This window comes from Parvibaculum sp., from assembly GCF_002684405.1.
Taxonomy (GTDB): Bacteria; Pseudomonadota; Alphaproteobacteria; order Parvibaculales; family Parvibaculaceae; genus Parvibaculum.
The window spans coordinates 1-16,762 of the sequence record NZ_NYVD01000175.1; the positions used below are offsets into that span (position 1 = coordinate 1).

18 protein-coding genes and 1 pseudogene are annotated in these 16,762 nt (G+C 61.8%); 14 read left to right on the top strand and 5 right to left on the bottom strand.

Annotated features, from left to right (window positions below; all coding sequences use genetic code 11):
- Window positions 1–585, top strand: a 585-nt coding sequence (locus CMI59_RS16330) for a sulfite oxidase-like oxidoreductase (RefSeq protein WP_293329294.1), incomplete at its 5' end; no start/stop codon positions are given.
- Between the two features lie 99 nt (window positions 586–684).
- Here CMI59_RS16330 and CMI59_RS16335 read toward each other — a convergent pair.
- Together CMI59_RS16335 and CMI59_RS16340 are read right to left on the bottom strand one after the other, a co-directional pair.
- Window positions 685–1,359 (bottom strand): uracil-DNA glycosylase, encoded by a 675-nt coding sequence (locus CMI59_RS16335; protein ID WP_293329295.1) that lies wholly within the window; start codon window positions 1,357–1,359, stop codon window positions 685–687.
- Window positions 1,359–1,997, bottom strand: coding sequence for an NYN domain-containing protein (locus CMI59_RS16340; protein ID WP_293329296.1), 639 nt, complete (start codon window positions 1,995–1,997; stop codon window positions 1,359–1,361). The genes CMI59_RS16335 and CMI59_RS16340 overlap by 1 nt, the downstream gene beginning before the upstream one ends.
- Window positions 1,998–2,113: 116 nt before the next feature.
- Here CMI59_RS16340 and folK point away from each other — a divergent pair, with 116 nt between their 5' ends.
- The 13 genes from folK (at window position 2,114) to CMI59_RS16405 (ending at window position 14,369) form a co-directional block, all read left to right on the top strand.
- Window positions 2,114–2,686, top strand: a complete 573-nt coding sequence (folK, locus tag CMI59_RS16345) for a 2-amino-4-hydroxy-6-hydroxymethyldihydropteridine diphosphokinase (RefSeq protein ID WP_293329297.1) — start codon at window positions 2,114–2,116, stop codon at window positions 2,684–2,686.
- 106 nt (window positions 2,687–2,792) lie between these two features.
- Window positions 2,793–3,224 (top strand): DNA-directed RNA polymerase subunit omega, encoded by a 432-nt coding sequence (gene rpoZ / locus CMI59_RS16350; RefSeq protein WP_293329298.1) that lies wholly within the window; start codon window positions 2,793–2,795, stop codon window positions 3,222–3,224.
- A gap of 132 nt (window positions 3,225–3,356) precedes the next feature.
- A complete protein-coding gene (locus CMI59_RS16355; RefSeq protein WP_293329299.1) occupies window positions 3,357–5,507 on the top strand; it encodes a bifunctional (p)ppGpp synthetase/guanosine-3',5'-bis(diphosphate) 3'-pyrophosphohydrolase in 2,151 nt (716 codons plus the stop codon).
- Between the two features lie 29 nt (window positions 5,508–5,536).
- Window positions 5,537–6,121: an orotate phosphoribosyltransferase gene (gene pyrE / locus CMI59_RS16360; protein WP_293329300.1), complete on the top strand. Its 585-nt coding sequence runs from the start codon at window positions 5,537–5,539 to the stop codon at window positions 6,119–6,121.
- Window positions 6,122–6,144: 23 nt separating this feature from the next.
- Window positions 6,145–6,921 carry a pyridoxine 5'-phosphate synthase gene (locus tag CMI59_RS16365; RefSeq protein WP_293329301.1) on the top strand — a complete coding sequence of 259 codons (777 nt, stop codon included), beginning with the start codon at window positions 6,145–6,147 and terminating at the stop codon, window positions 6,919–6,921.
- 2 nt (window positions 6,922–6,923) lie between these two features.
- A complete protein-coding gene (gene acpS, locus CMI59_RS16370) occupies window positions 6,924–7,331 on the top strand; it encodes a holo-ACP synthase (RefSeq protein ID WP_293329302.1) in 408 nt (135 codons plus the stop codon).
- Window positions 7,332–7,463: 132 nt separating this feature from the next.
- Entirely contained in the window at window positions 7,464–8,216 is a 753-nt protein-coding gene (lepB, locus tag CMI59_RS16375) for a signal peptidase I (RefSeq protein ID WP_293329303.1), read from the top strand.
- 63 nt (window positions 8,217–8,279) lie between these two features.
- Window positions 8,280–8,990 (top strand): ribonuclease III, encoded by a 711-nt coding sequence (gene rnc, locus CMI59_RS16380; RefSeq protein ID WP_293329304.1) that lies wholly within the window; start codon window positions 8,280–8,282, stop codon window positions 8,988–8,990.
- A complete protein-coding gene (gene era, locus CMI59_RS16385) occupies window positions 8,983–9,897 on the top strand; it encodes a GTPase Era (RefSeq protein WP_293329305.1) in 915 nt (304 codons plus the stop codon). The genes rnc and era overlap by 8 nt, the downstream gene beginning before the upstream one ends.
- Before the next feature lie 59 nt (window positions 9,898–9,956).
- Window positions 9,957–10,451 carry a hypothetical protein gene (locus CMI59_RS16390; protein ID WP_293329306.1) on the top strand — a complete coding sequence of 165 codons (495 nt, stop codon included), beginning with the start codon at window positions 9,957–9,959 and terminating at the stop codon, window positions 10,449–10,451.
- 71 nt (window positions 10,452–10,522) lie between these two features.
- Window positions 10,523–11,272 carry a DNA repair protein RecO gene (gene recO / locus CMI59_RS16395; RefSeq protein ID WP_293329307.1) on the top strand — a complete coding sequence of 250 codons (750 nt, stop codon included), beginning with the start codon at window positions 10,523–10,525 and terminating at the stop codon, window positions 11,270–11,272.
- 39 nt (window positions 11,273–11,311) lie between these two features.
- Entirely contained in the window at window positions 11,312–13,558 is a 2,247-nt protein-coding gene (gene parC, locus CMI59_RS16400) for a DNA topoisomerase IV subunit A (RefSeq protein ID WP_293329308.1), read from the top strand.
- Window positions 13,559–13,721: 163 nt separating this feature from the next.
- Window positions 13,722–14,369 carry an outer membrane beta-barrel protein gene (locus CMI59_RS16405; protein ID WP_293329309.1) on the top strand — a complete coding sequence of 216 codons (648 nt, stop codon included), beginning with the start codon at window positions 13,722–13,724 and terminating at the stop codon, window positions 14,367–14,369.
- Between the two features lie 73 nt (window positions 14,370–14,442).
- Here the strand turns inward: CMI59_RS16405 and CMI59_RS16410 are convergent, their stop codons facing one another.
- The 3 genes and pseudogenes from CMI59_RS16410 to CMI59_RS16420 form a co-directional block, all read right to left on the bottom strand.
- A complete protein-coding gene (locus CMI59_RS16410; protein ID WP_293329310.1) occupies window positions 14,443–14,925 on the bottom strand; it encodes a hypothetical protein in 483 nt (160 codons plus the stop codon).
- A 9-nt stretch (window positions 14,926–14,934) separates the two neighbouring features.
- Window positions 14,935–16,503, bottom strand: a complete 1,569-nt coding sequence (locus tag CMI59_RS16415; protein ID WP_293329311.1) for a TRAP transporter large permease subunit — start codon at window positions 16,501–16,503, stop codon at window positions 14,935–14,937.
- A gap of 8 nt (window positions 16,504–16,511) precedes the next feature.
- Window positions 16,512–16,762: pseudogene (locus tag CMI59_RS16420) on the bottom strand (C4-dicarboxylate ABC transporter permease); the annotation flags it as partial.

Genomic DNA, 16,762 nt, shown 5'->3' on the forward strand with positions numbered 1-16,762 from the left:
CATCTGACCGGCTCGCCGGACCGTGCCCGCGAAAACCGCCTGCCGCCGGGCCAACACCTCGTGGAGAAATGGCCGGTGCTCGATCTCGGCGTGCAGCCCGATCTCGACAAGGCGACGTGGAAGCTCAGGATCGAGGGGCTGGTCGAAAAGCCCGTCACGCTCTCCTTCGACGAGTTCATGGCGCTGCCGCAGATGGAGGATGTCAGCGACATCCATTGCGTGACGACATGGAGCCGTTACGACAATCGCTGGGCGGGTGTGCCGTCGCAGGCAATCGTCGATCTCGTGGTCCCCAAGGCCGATGCGCGTCATGTCATCTTTCATGCCTATGACGGCTATACGACCAATCTTACGCTGGACGCATTCCTGTCGCCTGATGTGCTGATTGCGCATAGCTGGGAGGGCGCGCCGCTGACGCGCGAGCATGGCGGCCCGGTGCGCGCCATCGTACCGCAATGGTATTTCTGGAAGAGTGCGAAGTGGATCCGCCGCATCGAGTTCAGCGCGGTGGACAAGCCCGGCTTCTGGGAAGAACGCGGCTACCACAATGAAGGCGATCCATGGACGGAGCAGCGTTACGGCTAGATTTCGTCATTGCGAGGAGGCGGAGCCGACGAAGCAATCCAGTGCTGAGCTCGCCGCCTCTGGATTGCTTCGCTTGCGTTCGCAACGACGGTCCGGCGATCATCTCCCCAGATGCGCTGCCACCAGGTCGAACACATCATGGAACATGGCCTCGGTGAGGCGGCCCGTATTCGTGTTGTACCGGGAGCAGTGATAGCTGTCGAAAAGCGTCAGTCCGCCGCCGATATCGTGCGATGCGCCATGTGCGAATTTATATTGCGACTTTCTCAGCTCCCGCACGGTCAGCACTGCGTCATGTGCGATGCGGCCCAGGGCCAGCAGGCAGGTCAGGTTGGGCATGGCCGCGATCCTGGCGCTCAGGAAGGAGAGGCAGTTGCGCGTTTCCTCGCCCGTCGGCTTGTTCTGCGGCGGCACGCAGCGCACCGCATTGGTAATCATCGCATCGCGGAGTTGCAGCCCGTCATCGGGCCGGGCGCCGTAGCTGCCTTCCGAAAACCCGTATTTATCGAGCGTTGCGTAAAGAAGGTCGCCCGCATAATCGCCGGTAAAGGGACGGCCGGTCTTGTTCGCGCCCTGAAGGCCGGGGGCGAGTCCGACGATCAGGAAGCGCGCATCCTCCGGCCCGAAAGAAGGCACCGGCTTGTTGAACCAGTCGGGATGGGCGGCCGCATTGTCGTGGCGAAAGGCGGCGAGCCGCGGGCAGGCATCGCAATCGGCCGGCGGTTCCGGCCGGGATGCGACGGCGTTACCTTTTGCCGGGCGCTTTGCCGGCATCAGGCGCGTCCGGGACGAGCATCTTCTTCGTCGTCGTCCTCGTAATCGTCGTCATCGTCATATTCGTCGTCGTAATCGTCTTCATCGTCTTCGCGCTGCGGGCGTTCGGCATGTTTGCGGCCCACGGCGTCGCGCAGCGCTTCGAGTTCGAGGAAGACATCGGCCTGGCGGCGCAGCTCGTCGGCGATCATGGGCGGCTGGGAGCGCATGGTGGAGACGACCGTCACGCGCTTGCCTTTGCGCTGCACGGCATCGACCAGGCGGCGGAAATCGCCGTCGCCTGAAAACAGCACCAGATGATCGAGCTTGTCGGCGATTTCGAGCGCATCGATCGCCAGCTCGATATCCATATTGCCTTTGACGCGGCGGCGGCCGTTGGCGTCGGTGAATTCCTTGGCGGGCTTGGTGACGACGGCATAGCCATTATAGTCGAGCCAGTCGATCAGCGGGCGCAGCGGGGAATATTCCTGATCTTCGAGAAGGGCCGTGTAATAGAAGGCGCGGACGAGAATGCCTTTGGCGCGGAAATGGTCGAGAAGTTTTTTGTAGTCGATATCGAAGCCGAGGCCGCGGGCGGCGGAATAGAGGTTTGCGCCGTCGATAAAAAGGGCGACGCGTTCGTTCGGGTAAAATGTCATGTGTATAAACTCTCCGGAAATCGGGAAACTGTTCAACCGCGATCCGGCCAGTCGGTGCCGGATGGGCGTTCACCTATAGCCCCGGCGTTTTCAGCTGAAAAGGAGTTTCGGATTTCATGAACAAGCCTTCATCTAGCAGGCCTCGGGATGAGCGGATTGTTCTGGTTGCGCTTGGCGGCAACCTGCCGACGGAGCACGGGCCGCCGCGGCGGACGCTGGAGGCGGCGCTGAGAGAGATGGACGCAAAGGGCATTCGCGTCGTCGCCGTGTCGCGATTCTATCGCACGCCGCCCGTGTCGCCGCATGAGCAGCCGGACTTCGTAAATGCGGTCGCGCAGGTGGAGACGGATCTCGGCCCGGCGGCGCTCTTGGCGGTGCTGCATGAGATCGAGCGGCTTTTCGGCCGGGAGCGGCGTTTGCGGTGGTATGAGCGGACGCTCGATCTCGATCTGCTGGATTGTCGCGGCGAGGTGGTGGAGGCGGAGGGTGCGCGGGGCGCCGATGCCGGAACCGGTCCGCTCCCTCTGGCGCTGCCGCATCCGGGCATTGCGGAGCGGGGCTTCGTCCTCGTTCCGCTCAAGGATGTGGCGCCGGACTGGCGCCATCCGGTTACGGGAAAAAATGTCGATGGACTTATCGAGGCTCTGCCGCCAGAGGCGCTTGAGGGAATCGAGCCGCTAAAGCCTTGACGCGATGCAATAAATGGCGTAAGTGCCCGTGTTTCATTGCTTTCTGCCGCCGCTTTGCCTATATGAGAGCAAGATTTTCGCATTCGCCTGAACTGGAGTTGCATGAATGGCCCGCGTGACCGTTGAAGACTGCGTTGACAAGGTCTCGAACCGCTTCGAGCTGGTTCTGCTGTCCGCCCACCGGGCGCGCGCCATGTCCGCGGGCTCCGAGCTGACCGTCGACCGCGACAATGACAAGAACCCCGTCGTCGCGCTGCGTGAGATCGCTGAAAAGACGGTGATCCCGGAGGATCTTCGCGAAGATCTGATCGGCAGCATGCAGAAGCGGGTGGAGTCGGAAGACACCGAGACCGAAAACGTGCAGCTTCTTCTTGCGGGCTCGGAAGAGGCCGAAGCCGTGACGGATACGTTCGGCACCAGCGGCGAGGAAGGCGGCGAGCGCATGAGCGAAGAAGACCTTCTGCGCGCGATCCAGAGCCAGATCGATTCGCCGCAGCAGAAATCCTCGGATGCCGAGGACGGAGAATCGGACGTTTGATCGTGTGAGGCGCGGCGTTTGCCCGCCAGTGCCGCGAAGTATTCGAGACGCCGCCCGGCCGAAAGGTTATGGGCGGCGTTTTGCGTTTCGGGCCGGTTCCGGTCCGGTGAAGATTAAGGGAGAGCGCTGACGATGATGCGTCAGTACGAATTGGTGGATCGCGTACTGGCCTACGACCCCAAGGCGGACGAGGCGCTCATCAACCGTGCCTATGTCTATGCCATGAAGCAGCATGGCAGTCAGAAGCGGGCAAGTGGCGATCCCTATTTCTCCCATCCCATCGAGGTCGCGGGCATCCTGACCGACCTCAAGCTCGACAGCGCCACCATCGTGACGGCGCTTCTCCACGACACGGTGGAGGATACCGGCAGCACGATGGAGGAACTGACCGAGCTTTTCGGTCCCCAGGTCGCCCAGCTTGTGGATGGCGTGACCAAGCTCACCCGGATCGAGCTGACCTCCGAGCACAGCAAGCAGGCGGAGAATTTCCGCAAGTTCATGCTGGCGATGTCGAACGACATTCGCGTGTTGCTGGTGAAGCTCGCCGACCGCCTGCACAACATGCGCACGCTGCACTTCATCAAGTCGCAGGAGAAGCGTCAGCGCATCGCGCAGGAGACGATGGAAATCTATGCGCCGCTGGCCGGCCGCATGGGTATCCAGGAATTCCGCGACGAGCTGGAAGACCTGGCCTTCAAGGAGCTCAACCCGGAAGCGCGCGAGACGCTTCTGAAACGCCTCAACGATTTCCGCGAGGAAAGCGGCGACGCGGTCGAGAAAATCCGTGAGGAGCTGATTTCGAAGCTTGAGGAGAACGGTCTTCACAGCACCGTGACGGGACGCGAAAAGCGGCCTTATTCCATGTGGCGCAAGATGGAGCGCCGCGGCATTTCGCTCGAACAGCTTTCCGATATTTTCGGCTTCCGCGTCATCGTCGAAACGGAAGAGGATTGCTACCGCGCGCTGGGCATCCTTCATACCTCCTGGCCGATGGTGCCCGGCCGGTTCAAGGACTACATCTCGATCCCGAAGAACAATGGCTACCGCTCCATCCACACCACGATGATCGGCCCCCTGCGCAAGCGTGTGGAAGTGCAGATTCGCACGAGGAAGATGCATGAGGTCGCGGAACTCGGTATCGCCGCGCACTGGATCTACAAGGAAGGGGCCGGCAATGCGGCCGGCACGCAGGAGTTCGCTGCGACCTTCCGCTGGCTGCGGCAACTCGTTGAGATGCTGGAGCATGGCGGCACGCCGGAGGAGTTCCTGGAATACTCCAAGCTCCAGATGTATTCCGACCAGGTCTTCTGCTTCACGCCCAAGGGCTCACTCATCACGCTGCCGCGCGGCGCGACGCCCATCGATTTCGCCTATGCCGTTCATACCGACATCGGCGACACATGCGTGGGCTGCAAGATCAACGGGCGGCACCTGCCGCTGCGCACTGTCCTGAAGAATGGCGACGAGGTGGAGATCATCCGCTCGGCCGCGCAGCGTCCGTCACCGGCCTGGGAGGCGTTTGTGGCCACCGGCAAGGCGCGGTCCGCCATTCGGCGCTCCATCCGCGCCGGCAAGCAGGCGGAGTTCAGCCGCCTCGGCAAGCAGATCCTGAAGGGCGTGTTCGACAGCGCGGGCAAGGAGTCCGGCGATGCGGTGCTTGAGCGCGCATTGGGCGCCTTGCGCAAGCAGGATTTGACCGAGCTTTTCGCTTCGGTAGGCGACGGGACGCTCGATCCGGGCCGCGTGCTGGAAGTCGTCTATCCCGAGCTTGAAGGCACCAATCTCGCAAAAACCGGCCTCAAAAAGGCGGCTAGCGGCAAGGACGGGCTTTCCGCCGTCAAGCTCACGGGCCGCGGCGAAGGGCTGGCGATCCGTTTCGCCCCCGAAACATATCCGCTGCCGGGAGAGCGGATCGTGGGCATTCTGACGCCGGGCGAGGGGATCACGGTCTATCCGATCGATGCGACCGCGTTGCAGGAATTCGATGAGGAATCCCAGCGCTGGATCGATCTCACCTGGGAAACCGACCCCGAAAATCCGCAGACCTTTACGGCCCGGCTCCGGGTGATCGCGCGCAACGAAGTGGGCTCTCTCGGCCACATCGCCATGCTGATCGCGGATTATGGGTCAAACATTACCAATTTGAGTCTGGCGCAGCGCGACGTGGATTTCTATGACATACAAATCGACCTCGACGTGCGCGATCTGAAGCATTTGACGCGCATCATGTCCGCGCTGAACGGGCTGTCCTGCGTCAACAAGGTCATCCGGCCGCGCCGCTAGGGGTCGGAAACCCATGAGAGGGAAGGCGAATGAAGGAAGCGAAAGTCCTGAAAGAGTTTGAAAAGGCCGGAGCGTTGCTCAGGGGCCATTTCATCCTTTCCTCCGGGCTCCACAGCCCGATTTTTTTGCAGAAGGCGCTGGTCTTCCAGAACCCCAAGCGCACGTCGCGCCTGTGCAAGGCGTTGGCCAAAAAGGTCGAGAAGGCGGAGCTTGGCAAGATCGACGTGATCGTGTCGCCGGCCGTGGGCGGCATCATTCCAGGCTATGAGACGGCCCGGCACATGGAGGTGCCCGCCATGTATGTCGAGCGCGAGGAGGGCGAGTTCCGTCTTCGCCGCGGCTTCGAGCTTAAAAAGGGCGCCAAGGTGCTGGTGGTCGAGGACATCGTGACGACGGGGCTTTCCTCGCGCGAATGTATCGACGCCGTGCGCAAGGTGGGCGGCGACGTGGTAGCGGAAGCCTGTCTGATCGACCGCTCCGGCGGCAAGGCGGATGTCGGGGCGCCGCTCATCTCGCTCGCGCAGATCGATATTCCCACCTACAAGCCCGACGATCTTCCGCCTGAGCTGGAAGGCACACAAGCCGTGAAGCCGGGCAGCCGGGGCCTGGTCTGAACGCGGCGAACGGAGAGAGTGCCATGCCGGCAAGCGACAACAGCTATCTACGTCTCGGGGTGAATATCGATCATGTCGCCACGATCCGGAATGCGCGGGGCGGGGATCATCCCGATCCGGTGCGCGCCGCGCGGCTCGCGGCGGAAGCGGGGGCCGACGGCATCACCGCGCATCTGCGCGAGGACCGGCGCCATATCCGCGACCATGACATCGAACGCCTCAAGGCGGAGATCGGCCTGCCGCTCAATCTGGAAATGGCGGCGACGGTCGAAATGCTCGAGATCGCGCTTCGTCACAAGCCGCATGCTTCCTGCCTGGTGCCGGAGCGTCGCGAGGAAGTGACGACCGAGGGCGGGCTCGACGCGGCGGGACAACACAATCATCTGAAGCCCTATATCGCGCAGCTGAATGATGCGGGCATTCGCGTTTCGCTTTTCATCAATGCCGATCGCGCACAGCTCGATGCCGCCGTCTCGCTCGGTGCGCCGGTGGTGGAGCTTCATACCGGCGCCTATTGCGAGGCCGCCTTTGCGGGCGACGAGGCGCTGGTGGAGACGGAGTTTCAGCGCATCGCCGAGGCTGCGCGCTATGGCGCGGAAGCGGGGCTGGAAGTTCATGCCGGCCACGGCCTCACCTTCGAGACGGTGGGACCGATTGCGGCCATTCCGGATCTGAAGGAACTCAATATCGGCCATTTCCTGATCGGCGAGGCGATCTTCGGCGGGCTTCATTCGACCATCAAGCGGATGCGCGTGGCGATGGACGAGGCGCGCTCGGGCCGCGCGGTGGTGGGCAGGTGAGCATGATTATCGGCATCGGCAACGACCTCATCGACATCCGCCGGGTGGAGAAGACGCTGGAGCGGTTCGGCGACCGGTTTACGGACCGCATCTTCACCGAGATTGAACGCGAGAAATCGGAAAAGCGGCGGATGCGCGCGGCTTCCTATGCGAAGCGTTTTGCCGCGAAGGAAGCCTGTTCCAAGGCGCTGGGCACCGGGCTCCGGCGCGGCGTCTTCTGGCGCGATATGGGCGTGGTCAATTTGCGCGGCGGCCAGCCGACCATGGCGCTCACGGGCGGCGCCCATGCGCGTCTTCTGGAACTCGTTCCCGAGGGGATGGACCCGGTGATCCATCTCACGATTACCGACGATCACCCGCTCGCTCAGGCGATCGTCATCATTTCGGCCGTTCCCAAGGTCCAGGTGTAACAAGCCGGCAACAGAATGGCGCGGCGGCGGGGCTGTCGCTATGCCCCATTATGGTATGGTCCCCGCGAATGTTATCGCCCCGGCGGGAGCGGGCTTCCCGAGTATCCCGGTGGCAGGAGTTGGAAAATATCCATGTCTGAGAATGTGAAGAATGCGCATAGCGCAGGTTGGATCGACAATCTGAAGACTGTCGGCTATGCGCTGCTGATTGCGCTCTTCATCCGCGCCTTTCTGTTTCAGCCCTTCAATATTCCCTCGGGTTCGATGATCCCGACGCTGCTGATCGGCGATTATCTTTTCGTGGCGAAATACAGCTATGGCTATTCGCATCACTCGCTGCCTTTCAGCCCGCCGATCTTTTCGGGCCGCGTGTTCGGCGCCCAGCCCCGGCGTGGCGATGTGGCCGTCTTCAAGGTCCCCACGGATAACCGGACCGACTTCATCAAGCGCGTGATCGGGCTGCCCGGCGACAAGATCCAGATGATCGACGGCGTTCTCTACCTCAACGGCAAGGCGGTGCCGAAGGTGCGGGTGGAGGATTTCGTGGAGCGCGATTCCTTTGGCGGCGTCCGTCGTATTCCGCAATACAAGGAGACGCTCCCCAACGGGAAGTCCTATATGACGCTCGATCTGGTCCGCGACAGCGTGACCGACAATACCGGCGTCTATACCGTGCCGCCGGGCCATTATTTCATGATGGGCGACAACCGCGACAATTCCAGCGACAGTCGCGTGCCCAATGTGGTTGGCTATGTGCCGGCGGAAAATCTGATCGGCAAGGCCGAGATCATTTTCTTCTCCAGCGATGGCAGCGCCCATTTCTGGCAATTCTGGCGGTGGCCCTCGGCGATCCGGTGGGATCGCATCGGCCAATGGGTCGATTAGGCCAATGGGTCGACCGGGCGGGTCGGCCGGGTGGATTTTCAGTCCACTTGAACGGAGCAGCAGATGACGAAGAAGGCGGGGAAAAAGAACCTCGCCCAGCTTGAGGAAAGCCTCGGGTACAAGTTCGAGGACACAGGCCGCCTGCGGCATGCGCTCAGTCATTCCTCCGCGCTGGATGCGGGGATTGTGGAGCAGACGAACCAGCGGCTCGAATTTCTGGGCGACCGTGTCCTGGGCCTTGTGATGGCCGAATGGCTGATGGAGGATTTTCCGCAAGCCGAAGAGGGCGAGCTGGCCATGCGCCTCAATGCGCTGGTGCGCAAGGAGGCCTGCGCGGAAGTGGCCGAAGCGGTCGATCTCGGGTCGCATCTCCTGCTGGGGACCAGCGAACAGCGAGGCGGCGGGCGCAAGAAACTCGCTATACTGGGCGATGCCTGCGAAGCGGTCATCGCGGCGATCTATCTCGATGGCGGATATGAAGCTGCCAGACGGTTCATCCGCACCCATTGGGAGGATATGGCGAGCCTGCCGGAACATGCCCGGCCCGATGCCAAGACGGCGTTGCAGGAATGGGCGCAGGCGAAGGGCGCGGGGCTGCCGCGCTATCAGGAAATCGAACGGGAAGGACCGCCGCATGCGCCGGTCTTCACCATGGAAGTAAGTATCAGCGGCGTGGAGCCGATCCGGGCGACCGGGACCAGCAAAAGACAGGCGGAACAGAATGCAGCGGAAGCCATGTTGATCGGTATTGGCGAGTGGAAAACTCATGAGTGAAATTGAGGCAGGCGGCACCCGCGCGGGCTTCGTCGCCATTATCGGCGCGCCCAATGCGGGCAAGTCGACGCTCCTGAACCAGCTTGTCGGCTCCAAGGTCGCCATCGTCACGCATAAGGTGCAGACGACGCGCGCGCGCATTCGCGGGATCGCCATCGAAGGCAATGCGCAGATCGTGTTCGTGGATACGCCGGGTATCTTCAAGCCGAAGCGCCGTCTCGACCGCGCCATGGTGGATGCGGCCTGGGGGGGCGCGAAGGATTCCGATCAGGTATTGCTGCTGATCGATATCCAGAAAGGCATCACGGAAGAAGTCCGGGCGATCCTGAAGTCGCTGGAAGACTCCCAGCGCAAGGTGCTTCTGGCGCTCAACAAGATCGACGGCGTGCCGCATGCCAAGCTGCTGGAGATGGCGCAGGAGCTGAACGAGACCGGTCTCTTCAGCGAAATCTTCATGATCTCCGCCCTGACGGGCGACGGCGTCGACGACCTTCGCCGCCATGTGGCCGCGCTGATGCCGGAGGGGCCGTGGCTCTATCCGGAAGACCAGATCGCGGATGTGCCGATGCGTTCGCTTGCCGCGGAGATCACGCGCGAGAAAGCCTATCTGCGCCTGCATGACGAGTTGCCCTATGCGCTGACCGTGGAGACCGAAAGCTGGGAAGAGAAGAAGGACGGGTCCATCCGTATCCAGCAGGTGATCTATGTCGAGCGCGACAGCCAGAAGAAGATCGTGCTGGGCAAGGGCGGGCAGAGCATCAAGACCATCGGCCAGCTCGCCCGCGAGGAGATGCAGGAACTGCTGGAGACCAAGGTCCATCTCTTCCTGTTCGTTAAGGTCCGCGAGAACTGGGGCAACGACCGCGAACGCTTCGGCGCGATGGGGCTGGATTTCCCGACCGGTTGAGCGCAGCTAATATCTGAGATTTCTTTTTGTGGAAACGAACTATCTTTTAGGGAGGAGTGATGGACTCCGCGCAGATTGTTTCCCTTGTCCTCGGTGCAATCGGCACATCTCTCGGTGTGCTAAATTTCGTTATTGAAATGTGGAAAGCTAAAATCCGCTTACGGATTACTCCTGTAGCTTACTACTCTGGGCCTAATGGTTATCTTACATTCTCGAATTCTCTGTTTACCGAGAAGGTTGGATTGGTTCCGAGCATCGGCGTTGAGGTTGTGAATTTTAGTAGATTTCCGGTGACCATTTATGAGGTCGGCGTTGCTCCAAATGGGCGTGTTTCGGGAGGGCGGCAACCTATCTCTCGATACATAATTGACGGAGGAGAAAAGCTTCCTTTTCGTTTGCCCGAGCGAGAATCTTTAACAATATATTCGAAGCACTCGATAAACGAGTTCTCAATTACAGAGAAAAGTCTGGCTTACGTGAAAACAGCGTGTGACAAAACCGTATATGGAGACAGTGAAGCGTTTAAGGTGATCAAGAGAAGTTTTTCAGGCTAAGTAACTTATTCAAATTTCCAAACTTTACATGGAAGCTTCTGTCACTCGCAGTGCGCTCGGAGTGAAACAAAATGGAATGGCGTGACGAGGGGATCGTTCTCTCCGCCAGGACCTATGGCGAGTCGGGGGCGATCCTGGAAGTCTTTACGCGCGAGCATGGCCGTCATCTGGGGCTTGTCCGGGGCGGGGCCTCGCGGCGTCTGCGCGGTCTCTTGCAGCCGGGCAACAGTCTCGCGGTGCATTGGCGCGCGCGGCTGGCCGATCACCTGGGGACCTTTACCGTCGAACCGCTGAAACCGCGCGCTGCCACGCTGATGGAAGATCCCTTCGCGCTGACGGGCTTGAGCGCGGCCAGTACGATGGCGGGCATCATCCCGGAGCGGGAGGAGCATCCGGCGCTGTTCGAGGCTTACCAGCTGCTGCTGGACACGATGGAAGACGAGGACATCTGGCCGGCCATTTTCGTGCGCTGGGAGCAGGGGCTGCTGCAGGAGCTGGGCTTCGGTCTCGATCTCTCGCGCTGCGCGGCCACGGGCAGCCGGGACGACCTCGTCTATATCTCGCCGAAAAGCGGCGGCGCGGTCAGCCGCGAGGCGGGCGAGCCCTATAAAGACCGGCTGTTCAGGCTTCCCGGTTTCATGATCGGCGCCCAGGCGGGCGACGCCGGGCTCGCCGATGTGGCCGAGGGATTGCGCGTGACAGGGCACTTTCTGGAGCGCCATCTCTTCGCACCGCATGACCGGCACCTGCCGGACGCCCGCATCCGCCTCGCCGAACGCGTGGCGAAGCGCGCAGAGGCAGAGACTACGCCGAATCGTTGATATAATCCGCCTTCAATCCCAGGATCGAGAGTACCCCCGATGGCCAAAGTTGCGCCGCCCCCAGAACCCGAGCATGACGTCAATCTGCGCGAAGCGCTGGAGGAGCGATATCTTGCCTATGCGCTCTCCACCATCATGCACCGCGCGCTGCCGGATGTGCGCGACGGGCTGAAGCCGGTGCATCGCCGCGTGCTCTATGCGATGCGGCAGCTCAAGCTCGATCCCGGCTCCGGCTTCAAGAAATGCGCCCGCGTGGTCGGCGACGTAATCGGCCGGTACCACCCGCATGGCGACCAGTCGGTCTATGACGCGCTGGTGCGTCTCGCGCAGGATTTCTCCGTGCGCTATCCGCTGGTGGACGGGCAGGGCAATTTCGGCAATGTGGACGGCGATAACGCCGCCGCCATGCGATACACCGAAGCGCGGATGACGGAAGTCGCGGCGCTGCTGCTGGACGGGATCGACGAGGATACGGTCGATTTCCGCGACACTTATGACGGCGAGGACAGCGAACCTATCGTTCTGCCGGGCGCCTTCCCGCAGCTTCTTGCCAATGGCGCGGCAGGCATTGCGGTCGGCATGGCGACCAGCATACCGCCGCACAATGTCGCCGAGCTTTGCGATGCGGCGCTGCATCTCATCAAGCATCCCAATGCCTCTGCGGCAAAGCTCGTCGAACTCGTGCCGGGACCGGACTTCCCGACCGGCGGCGTGATTGTGGAGTCCAAGGAATCCATTGCCGAAGCCTATGCGACGGGCCGTGGCGGGTTCCGGGTGCGGGCGAAGTGGGAAAAGGAAGAGCTGCCGCGCGGGCTGTGGCAGATCGTCGTCACTGAAATCCCCTATATGGTTCAGAAGTCGAAGCTGGTGGAAAAACTCGCCGAGCTTCTGACAGCGCGCAAACTGCCGCTGCTCGAAGATGTCAGGGATGAGTCGGCGGAGGAAATCCGCCTCGTGCTGGTGCCGCGGAGCAAGACGGTCGATCCGGAACATCTGATGGAGTCGCTCTTCAAGGCGAGCGATCTGGAAAGCCGTTTCCCGCTCAACCTCAACGTGCTGTCGGCGGGGCAGGTGCCCGGTGTGATGAATTTGCGCGAGGCCCTTCGTGCCTGGCTCGAACACCGCAAGGAAGTGCTGGTCCGCCGCACCAATTTCCGCCTCGACAAGATCGAAAAGCGGCTGGAGGTGCTGGACGGCTATCTGATTGCCTATCTCAATCTCGACGAGGTGATCCGCATCATCCGCGAGGAGGACGAGCCCAAGAAGCAGCTCATCAAGACCTTCAAGCTCACCGACAATCAGGCGGAAGCGATCCTCAACATGCGTCTGCGGTCCCTGCGCAAGCTTGAGGAAATGGAAATCAGGACCGAGCACAATTCTCTCAGCGACGAGCAGAAGAAGCTGAAGACGCTGATGAAATCTGAAAAGGCGCAGTGGGACAGGATCGGCGACGAAATCAAGTCGCTGAAAACGACCTTCGGCCCCAAGACCGATCTCGGCCGCCGCCGTTCGCAATTCTCCGATGTGCCGCAGATCGAGGAAGTGCCGCTCGAGGCGATGATCGAGCGCGAGCCCATTACCGTGGTCTGCTCGAACAAGGGCTGGATCAGGGCGATGAAGGGGCATCTTGCCGAGGATGCCGAGATCAAGTTCAAGGAAGGCGATGACGAGAAGTTCCGCCTTCATGCGCACACCACCGACAAGGTCGTCATCTTTGCGACCAATGGCCGGTTCTATACGCTGGGCGCGGACAAGCTGCCAGGCGGGCGCGGTCATGGCGAACCGATCCGTTTGCTGATCGATCTCGATGAAAGTCACGACATCGTTCAGCTCTTCGTGCACGAGCCGGAACGCAAGCTTCTGGTCGCCTCGCGCGAAGGCTATGGCTTCGTCGTGCCGGAAACCGAAATCGTGGCGATGCGTCGCGCGGGCAAGCAGGTGCTCAACGTCTCCGGTCAGGACGAGGCGGTGGTCTGCGCCGTCGTGTCGGGCGATCATGTGGCGGTGATCGGCGAGAACCGGAAGCTTCTCTGTTTTCCGCTGAACGAGCTGAACGAGATGACCCGAGGCAAGGGCGTACGCCTGCAGCGCTACAAGGATGGCGGCCTCGGCGATGTGAAGACGTTCACGCTGAAGCAGGGCCTTATCGCCTATGACCGGTCCAACCGGGCGCGCACTTTCGACTCGCTCAAGGACTGGCTCGGCCAGCGCGCGCAGGCGGGCCGCCTGCCGCCCAAGGGATTCCCGGTTGGGCACAATTTCGGCGGCGGCTTCGGTTCGGCGTGATGTGAGCCAGCTATCGAAAAGCGTTGTTTCGCTGCATCTTGCGGCTGCGAATGTCGTTCTTTCCGTAAATGCGTGACCTGCCTTTCTACGCGTATCCCCGCCCAGGCGGTAGGAATGTGCGTCGGGGGGCCGATGACAGTCATTTGAAGGAGAGCAGGAGCAGATGAAAAAGCTTCTGATTGCAGGCGCGGCGGCGTTGGCGTGCGCGGTTATTGCCGGTCCGGCAAGCGCCGAAGACAACACGTTCGGTCCCGAACCCAGCTACAACTGGTCGGGCTTATATCTTGGTCTGCAGGGCGGCTATGGCTGGTCCAAGGACGATTGGGCGGCAAGCAATGTGTCGTTCGACAGCGACGGCATGTTGCTGGGTGGGACCGCGGGCTTCAACGGGGATACCGGGTCCTGGGTGTTCGGCGCGGAAGCCGATATTGCCTGGGCGGATATTTCCGGCGAGCAGAACGCTTGCAGCCTTGGCGGCGGATGCGAAACCAAGATGGAATATTTCGGTACCTTCCGAGGCCGGCTTGGCTATGACCTTGGCAGCGTGGACCAGGGTTTGCTGGTTTACGGGACGGGCGGCATTGCAATCGGCGGGCTGAACTACAAGTCCGCGGGCGGCGGCGAAGACTTCAACACCGGCACGGGCTGGGTGCTTGGCGGCGGTGTCGAGACCACCTTCGGCGACAAGTCCAGCGCCAAGCTCGAATATCTGCATTACGAGCTTGAAGCCGATGCGACGCTCAGCACGGCGGCGTTCAACCCCCATACCAAGGGCGAGATCGTTCGCGCAGGATATAATATCCGCTTCTGATCGGAACGGCGCACCGCGGTGATGGTGCAAAGGAAAAAGCCCCGGCATATTTTTGCCGGGGCTTTTTTGTCGATTACTCGATCGTCACCTGCTGGCGGCCTTCATAGCCCCAATAGCGGATAAAGAGCACATAGTCGCCGGGCTGGACGCGGCGCCGGTCCAGTTCGAGCGTGAACTTGTCCGTCATCTTGTGATGGGGTTCGATGAAATTCGTCGCGGGCACGTCGGCGCAATTCGCGTCGGGAAGCTGCGCCTCGATCAGTGCGCCATCCGTATCGAGCAGGAACCACTGGAATATCTTGCACTGCGTTTCCGACCGGACGGTCAGCGTCTCGTCGCTGTCATTGACGATGGTCACATCGGCGCTCAGCGTCGGGCCTCGATTGTCCCCATAGTCCACGGTCTGTTCGATGGTTGCGTCCATGCGGACGGGATCGCCCATGTCCACCTTGCCGGTGTAGATGAAATAGGCGATGACGCCGACCACCGAGAGCATGACGAGCGAGGAGAGGGAGACGGTACGCCGCAGCGAACTGCGCTGATCTTCCGGGGACATGGGGATCCTTTATCCGAAAATGAGATGGGGGAGCCAGGTAGCGAGCCCCGGCACGAGGGCGATCACGATGAGTGCGAAAATCTGGATTATCACGAAGGGAACGACCCCGCGATAGATCTGGGCGGTGCGGATCGTTTCGGGGGCGACGCCGCGTAGATAGAAGAGCGCAAAGCCGAAGGGCGGCGTCAGGAACGAGGTCTGCAGGTTGATGGCCATCATGATGCCGAGCCAGATGGGGTCGATCCCCATTTGCAGCAGAACCGGCGCGACGAGCGGCACGACCACGAAGACGATCTCGATGAAGTCGAGAAAGAAGCCGAGCAGGAACATGATCGCCATGACGGTGATCATCGCACCGACGGCGCCGCCCGGCATGTTGGTCAGGAAGTGCTCCACCGTGGTGTCGCCGCCCAGCCCGCGGAAGACGAGGCTGAAGAGCGCCGCGCCGATCAGGATGATGAACACCATGGAGGTGACGCGCGCTGTCGATTGCGACACTTCCTGAAGCGTTCCCTGCCGGGCAAGCTGGACAAGGCTTGCGAGCAGGCCCCAGGCGATGGCGGCGCAAAACACGAATGCCGCCGCGATGCCGATCGTATCGATTATGCCGATGTTGTTGCGCGAGGTGCGCAAATCCATGAAGGAGGTTTCGATCAGCAATGCGACGAGCGCCAGCGCGGCAATGCGCACGGCGCGCCTTGTGCGCTCATGCCGCTCGCCCGCCAGCAGGATCGCGCCGACCGCCCCTACGGCCGCGGCTTCCGTCGGCGTCGCGATACCGGCCAGGATCGAGCCCATCACCGAAATGATGAGCGTGACCGGCGGGATCAGCGCGCGCAGCGTGCGGCTGTAGAGTTCCTTGCGCGTCAGGTGGTCTTCCGGCGGCATGGTGGGCGAGGAGGCCGGATCGGAATAGGCGCGCCAGGCCTGATAGGCGATGTAGAAGCCGACCAGCATCAGGCCGGGAATGATCGCGCCGGCAAAGAGATCGCCCACCGAAATCGTGTCGAGCGCGAAAATGCCCTGCGCGCGCTGCGCATCTGCATAGGCGTTGGACATGGTGTCGCCCAGCAGCACCAGCACGATGGAGGGCGGGATGATCTGGCCGAGCGTCCCGGCCGCCGCGATGGAGCCGCAGGCAAGCGACGGGTCGTAGCCGCGACGTACCATGGTGGGGAGCGAGAGGAGCCCCATCGTCACCACGGTCGCGCCGACGATGCCGGTGGAGGCGGCCAGCAATGCGCCCACGATGGAGACCGAAAAGCCCAAGCCTCCGCGCAGGCTGCCGAAGAGCCGCGCCATGTTTTCGAGCAGTTCCTCCGCCACGCGGGAGCGCTCCAGCATGGTGCCCATGAAGATGAAGAGCGGCACCGCCATCAGCACTTCGTTCGTCATGTTGCCGTAGATGCGCTGAGGCAGCACGGCCATGAAGCCGAAATCGAAGACGTCGAACCACATGCCGAGGAGGCCGAAGATCAGCGCCACGCCCGCCAGCGTGAAGGCGACGGGGAAGCCGCAGAGCGGCGAGCCGCAGGCCACGGCGAACATCAGAATGTCTAGCCACTCGCTGATTGCCATTTGCGTGCTCAGATATGTTGTTCGTCTTCTTCCACGGGCAGTTCAAGCCCCCGGAGAACACGCAATGAATGGATGAGCGTCGAGAGGCCCTGCAGCGCCAGCAAAACGGCAAAGACCGGGATCACGCTTTTCAGCAGGAAGACGGCCTGGATGCCGCTGGTTTCCTTGGAGCCCTCGTGAACGAGCCATGAGGTGCGCACATAGGGCCAGGCCACGGTGACGATGAGATAGCAGACCGGCCAGAGAAAAAGCAGGACGC

Bases quoted from the DNA above. Each gene is read 5' to 3' on its own strand.
- parC (WP_293329308.1), top strand. From the start codon at position 11,312: ATGGCCAAAGTTGCGCCGCCCCCAGAACCCGAGCATGACGTCAATCTG.
- CMI59_RS16335 (WP_293329295.1), bottom strand. From the start codon at position 1,359: ATGCCGGCAAAGCGCCCGGCAAAAGGTAACGCCGTCGCATCCCGGCCG.
- rpoZ (WP_293329298.1), top strand. From the start codon at position 2,793: ATGGCCCGCGTGACCGTTGAAGACTGCGTTGACAAGGTCTCGAACCGC.
- CMI59_RS16390 (WP_293329306.1), top strand. From the start codon at position 9,957: ATGGACTCCGCGCAGATTGTTTCCCTTGTCCTCGGTGCAATCGGCACA.
- recO (WP_293329307.1), top strand. From the start codon at position 10,523: ATGGAATGGCGTGACGAGGGGATCGTTCTCTCCGCCAGGACCTATGGC.
- rnc (WP_293329304.1), top strand. From the start codon at position 8,280: ATGACGAAGAAGGCGGGGAAAAAGAACCTCGCCCAGCTTGAGGAAAGC.
- acpS (WP_293329302.1), top strand. From the start codon at position 6,924: ATGATTATCGGCATCGGCAACGACCTCATCGACATCCGCCGGGTGGAG.
- pyrE (WP_293329300.1), top strand. From the start codon at position 5,537: ATGAAGGAAGCGAAAGTCCTGAAAGAGTTTGAAAAGGCCGGAGCGTTG.
- folK (WP_293329297.1), top strand. From the start codon at position 2,114: ATGAACAAGCCTTCATCTAGCAGGCCTCGGGATGAGCGGATTGTTCTG.
- CMI59_RS16355 (WP_293329299.1), top strand. From the start codon at position 3,357: ATGATGCGTCAGTACGAATTGGTGGATCGCGTACTGGCCTACGACCCC.
- CMI59_RS16365 (WP_293329301.1), top strand. From the start codon at position 6,145: ATGCCGGCAAGCGACAACAGCTATCTACGTCTCGGGGTGAATATCGAT.
- CMI59_RS16415 (WP_293329311.1), bottom strand. From the start codon at position 16,503: ATGGCAATCAGCGAGTGGCTAGACATTCTGATGTTCGCCGTGGCCTGC.
- CMI59_RS16340 (WP_293329296.1), bottom strand. From the start codon at position 1,997: ATGACATTTTACCCGAACGAACGCGTCGCCCTTTTTATCGACGGCGCA.
- CMI59_RS16405 (WP_293329309.1), top strand. From the start codon at position 13,722: ATGAAAAAGCTTCTGATTGCAGGCGCGGCGGCGTTGGCGTGCGCGGTT.
- lepB (WP_293329303.1), top strand. From the start codon at position 7,464: ATGTCTGAGAATGTGAAGAATGCGCATAGCGCAGGTTGGATCGACAAT.
- era (WP_293329305.1), top strand. From the start codon at position 8,983: ATGAGTGAAATTGAGGCAGGCGGCACCCGCGCGGGCTTCGTCGCCATT.
- CMI59_RS16410 (WP_293329310.1), bottom strand. From the start codon at position 14,925: ATGTCCCCGGAAGATCAGCGCAGTTCGCTGCGGCGTACCGTCTCCCTC.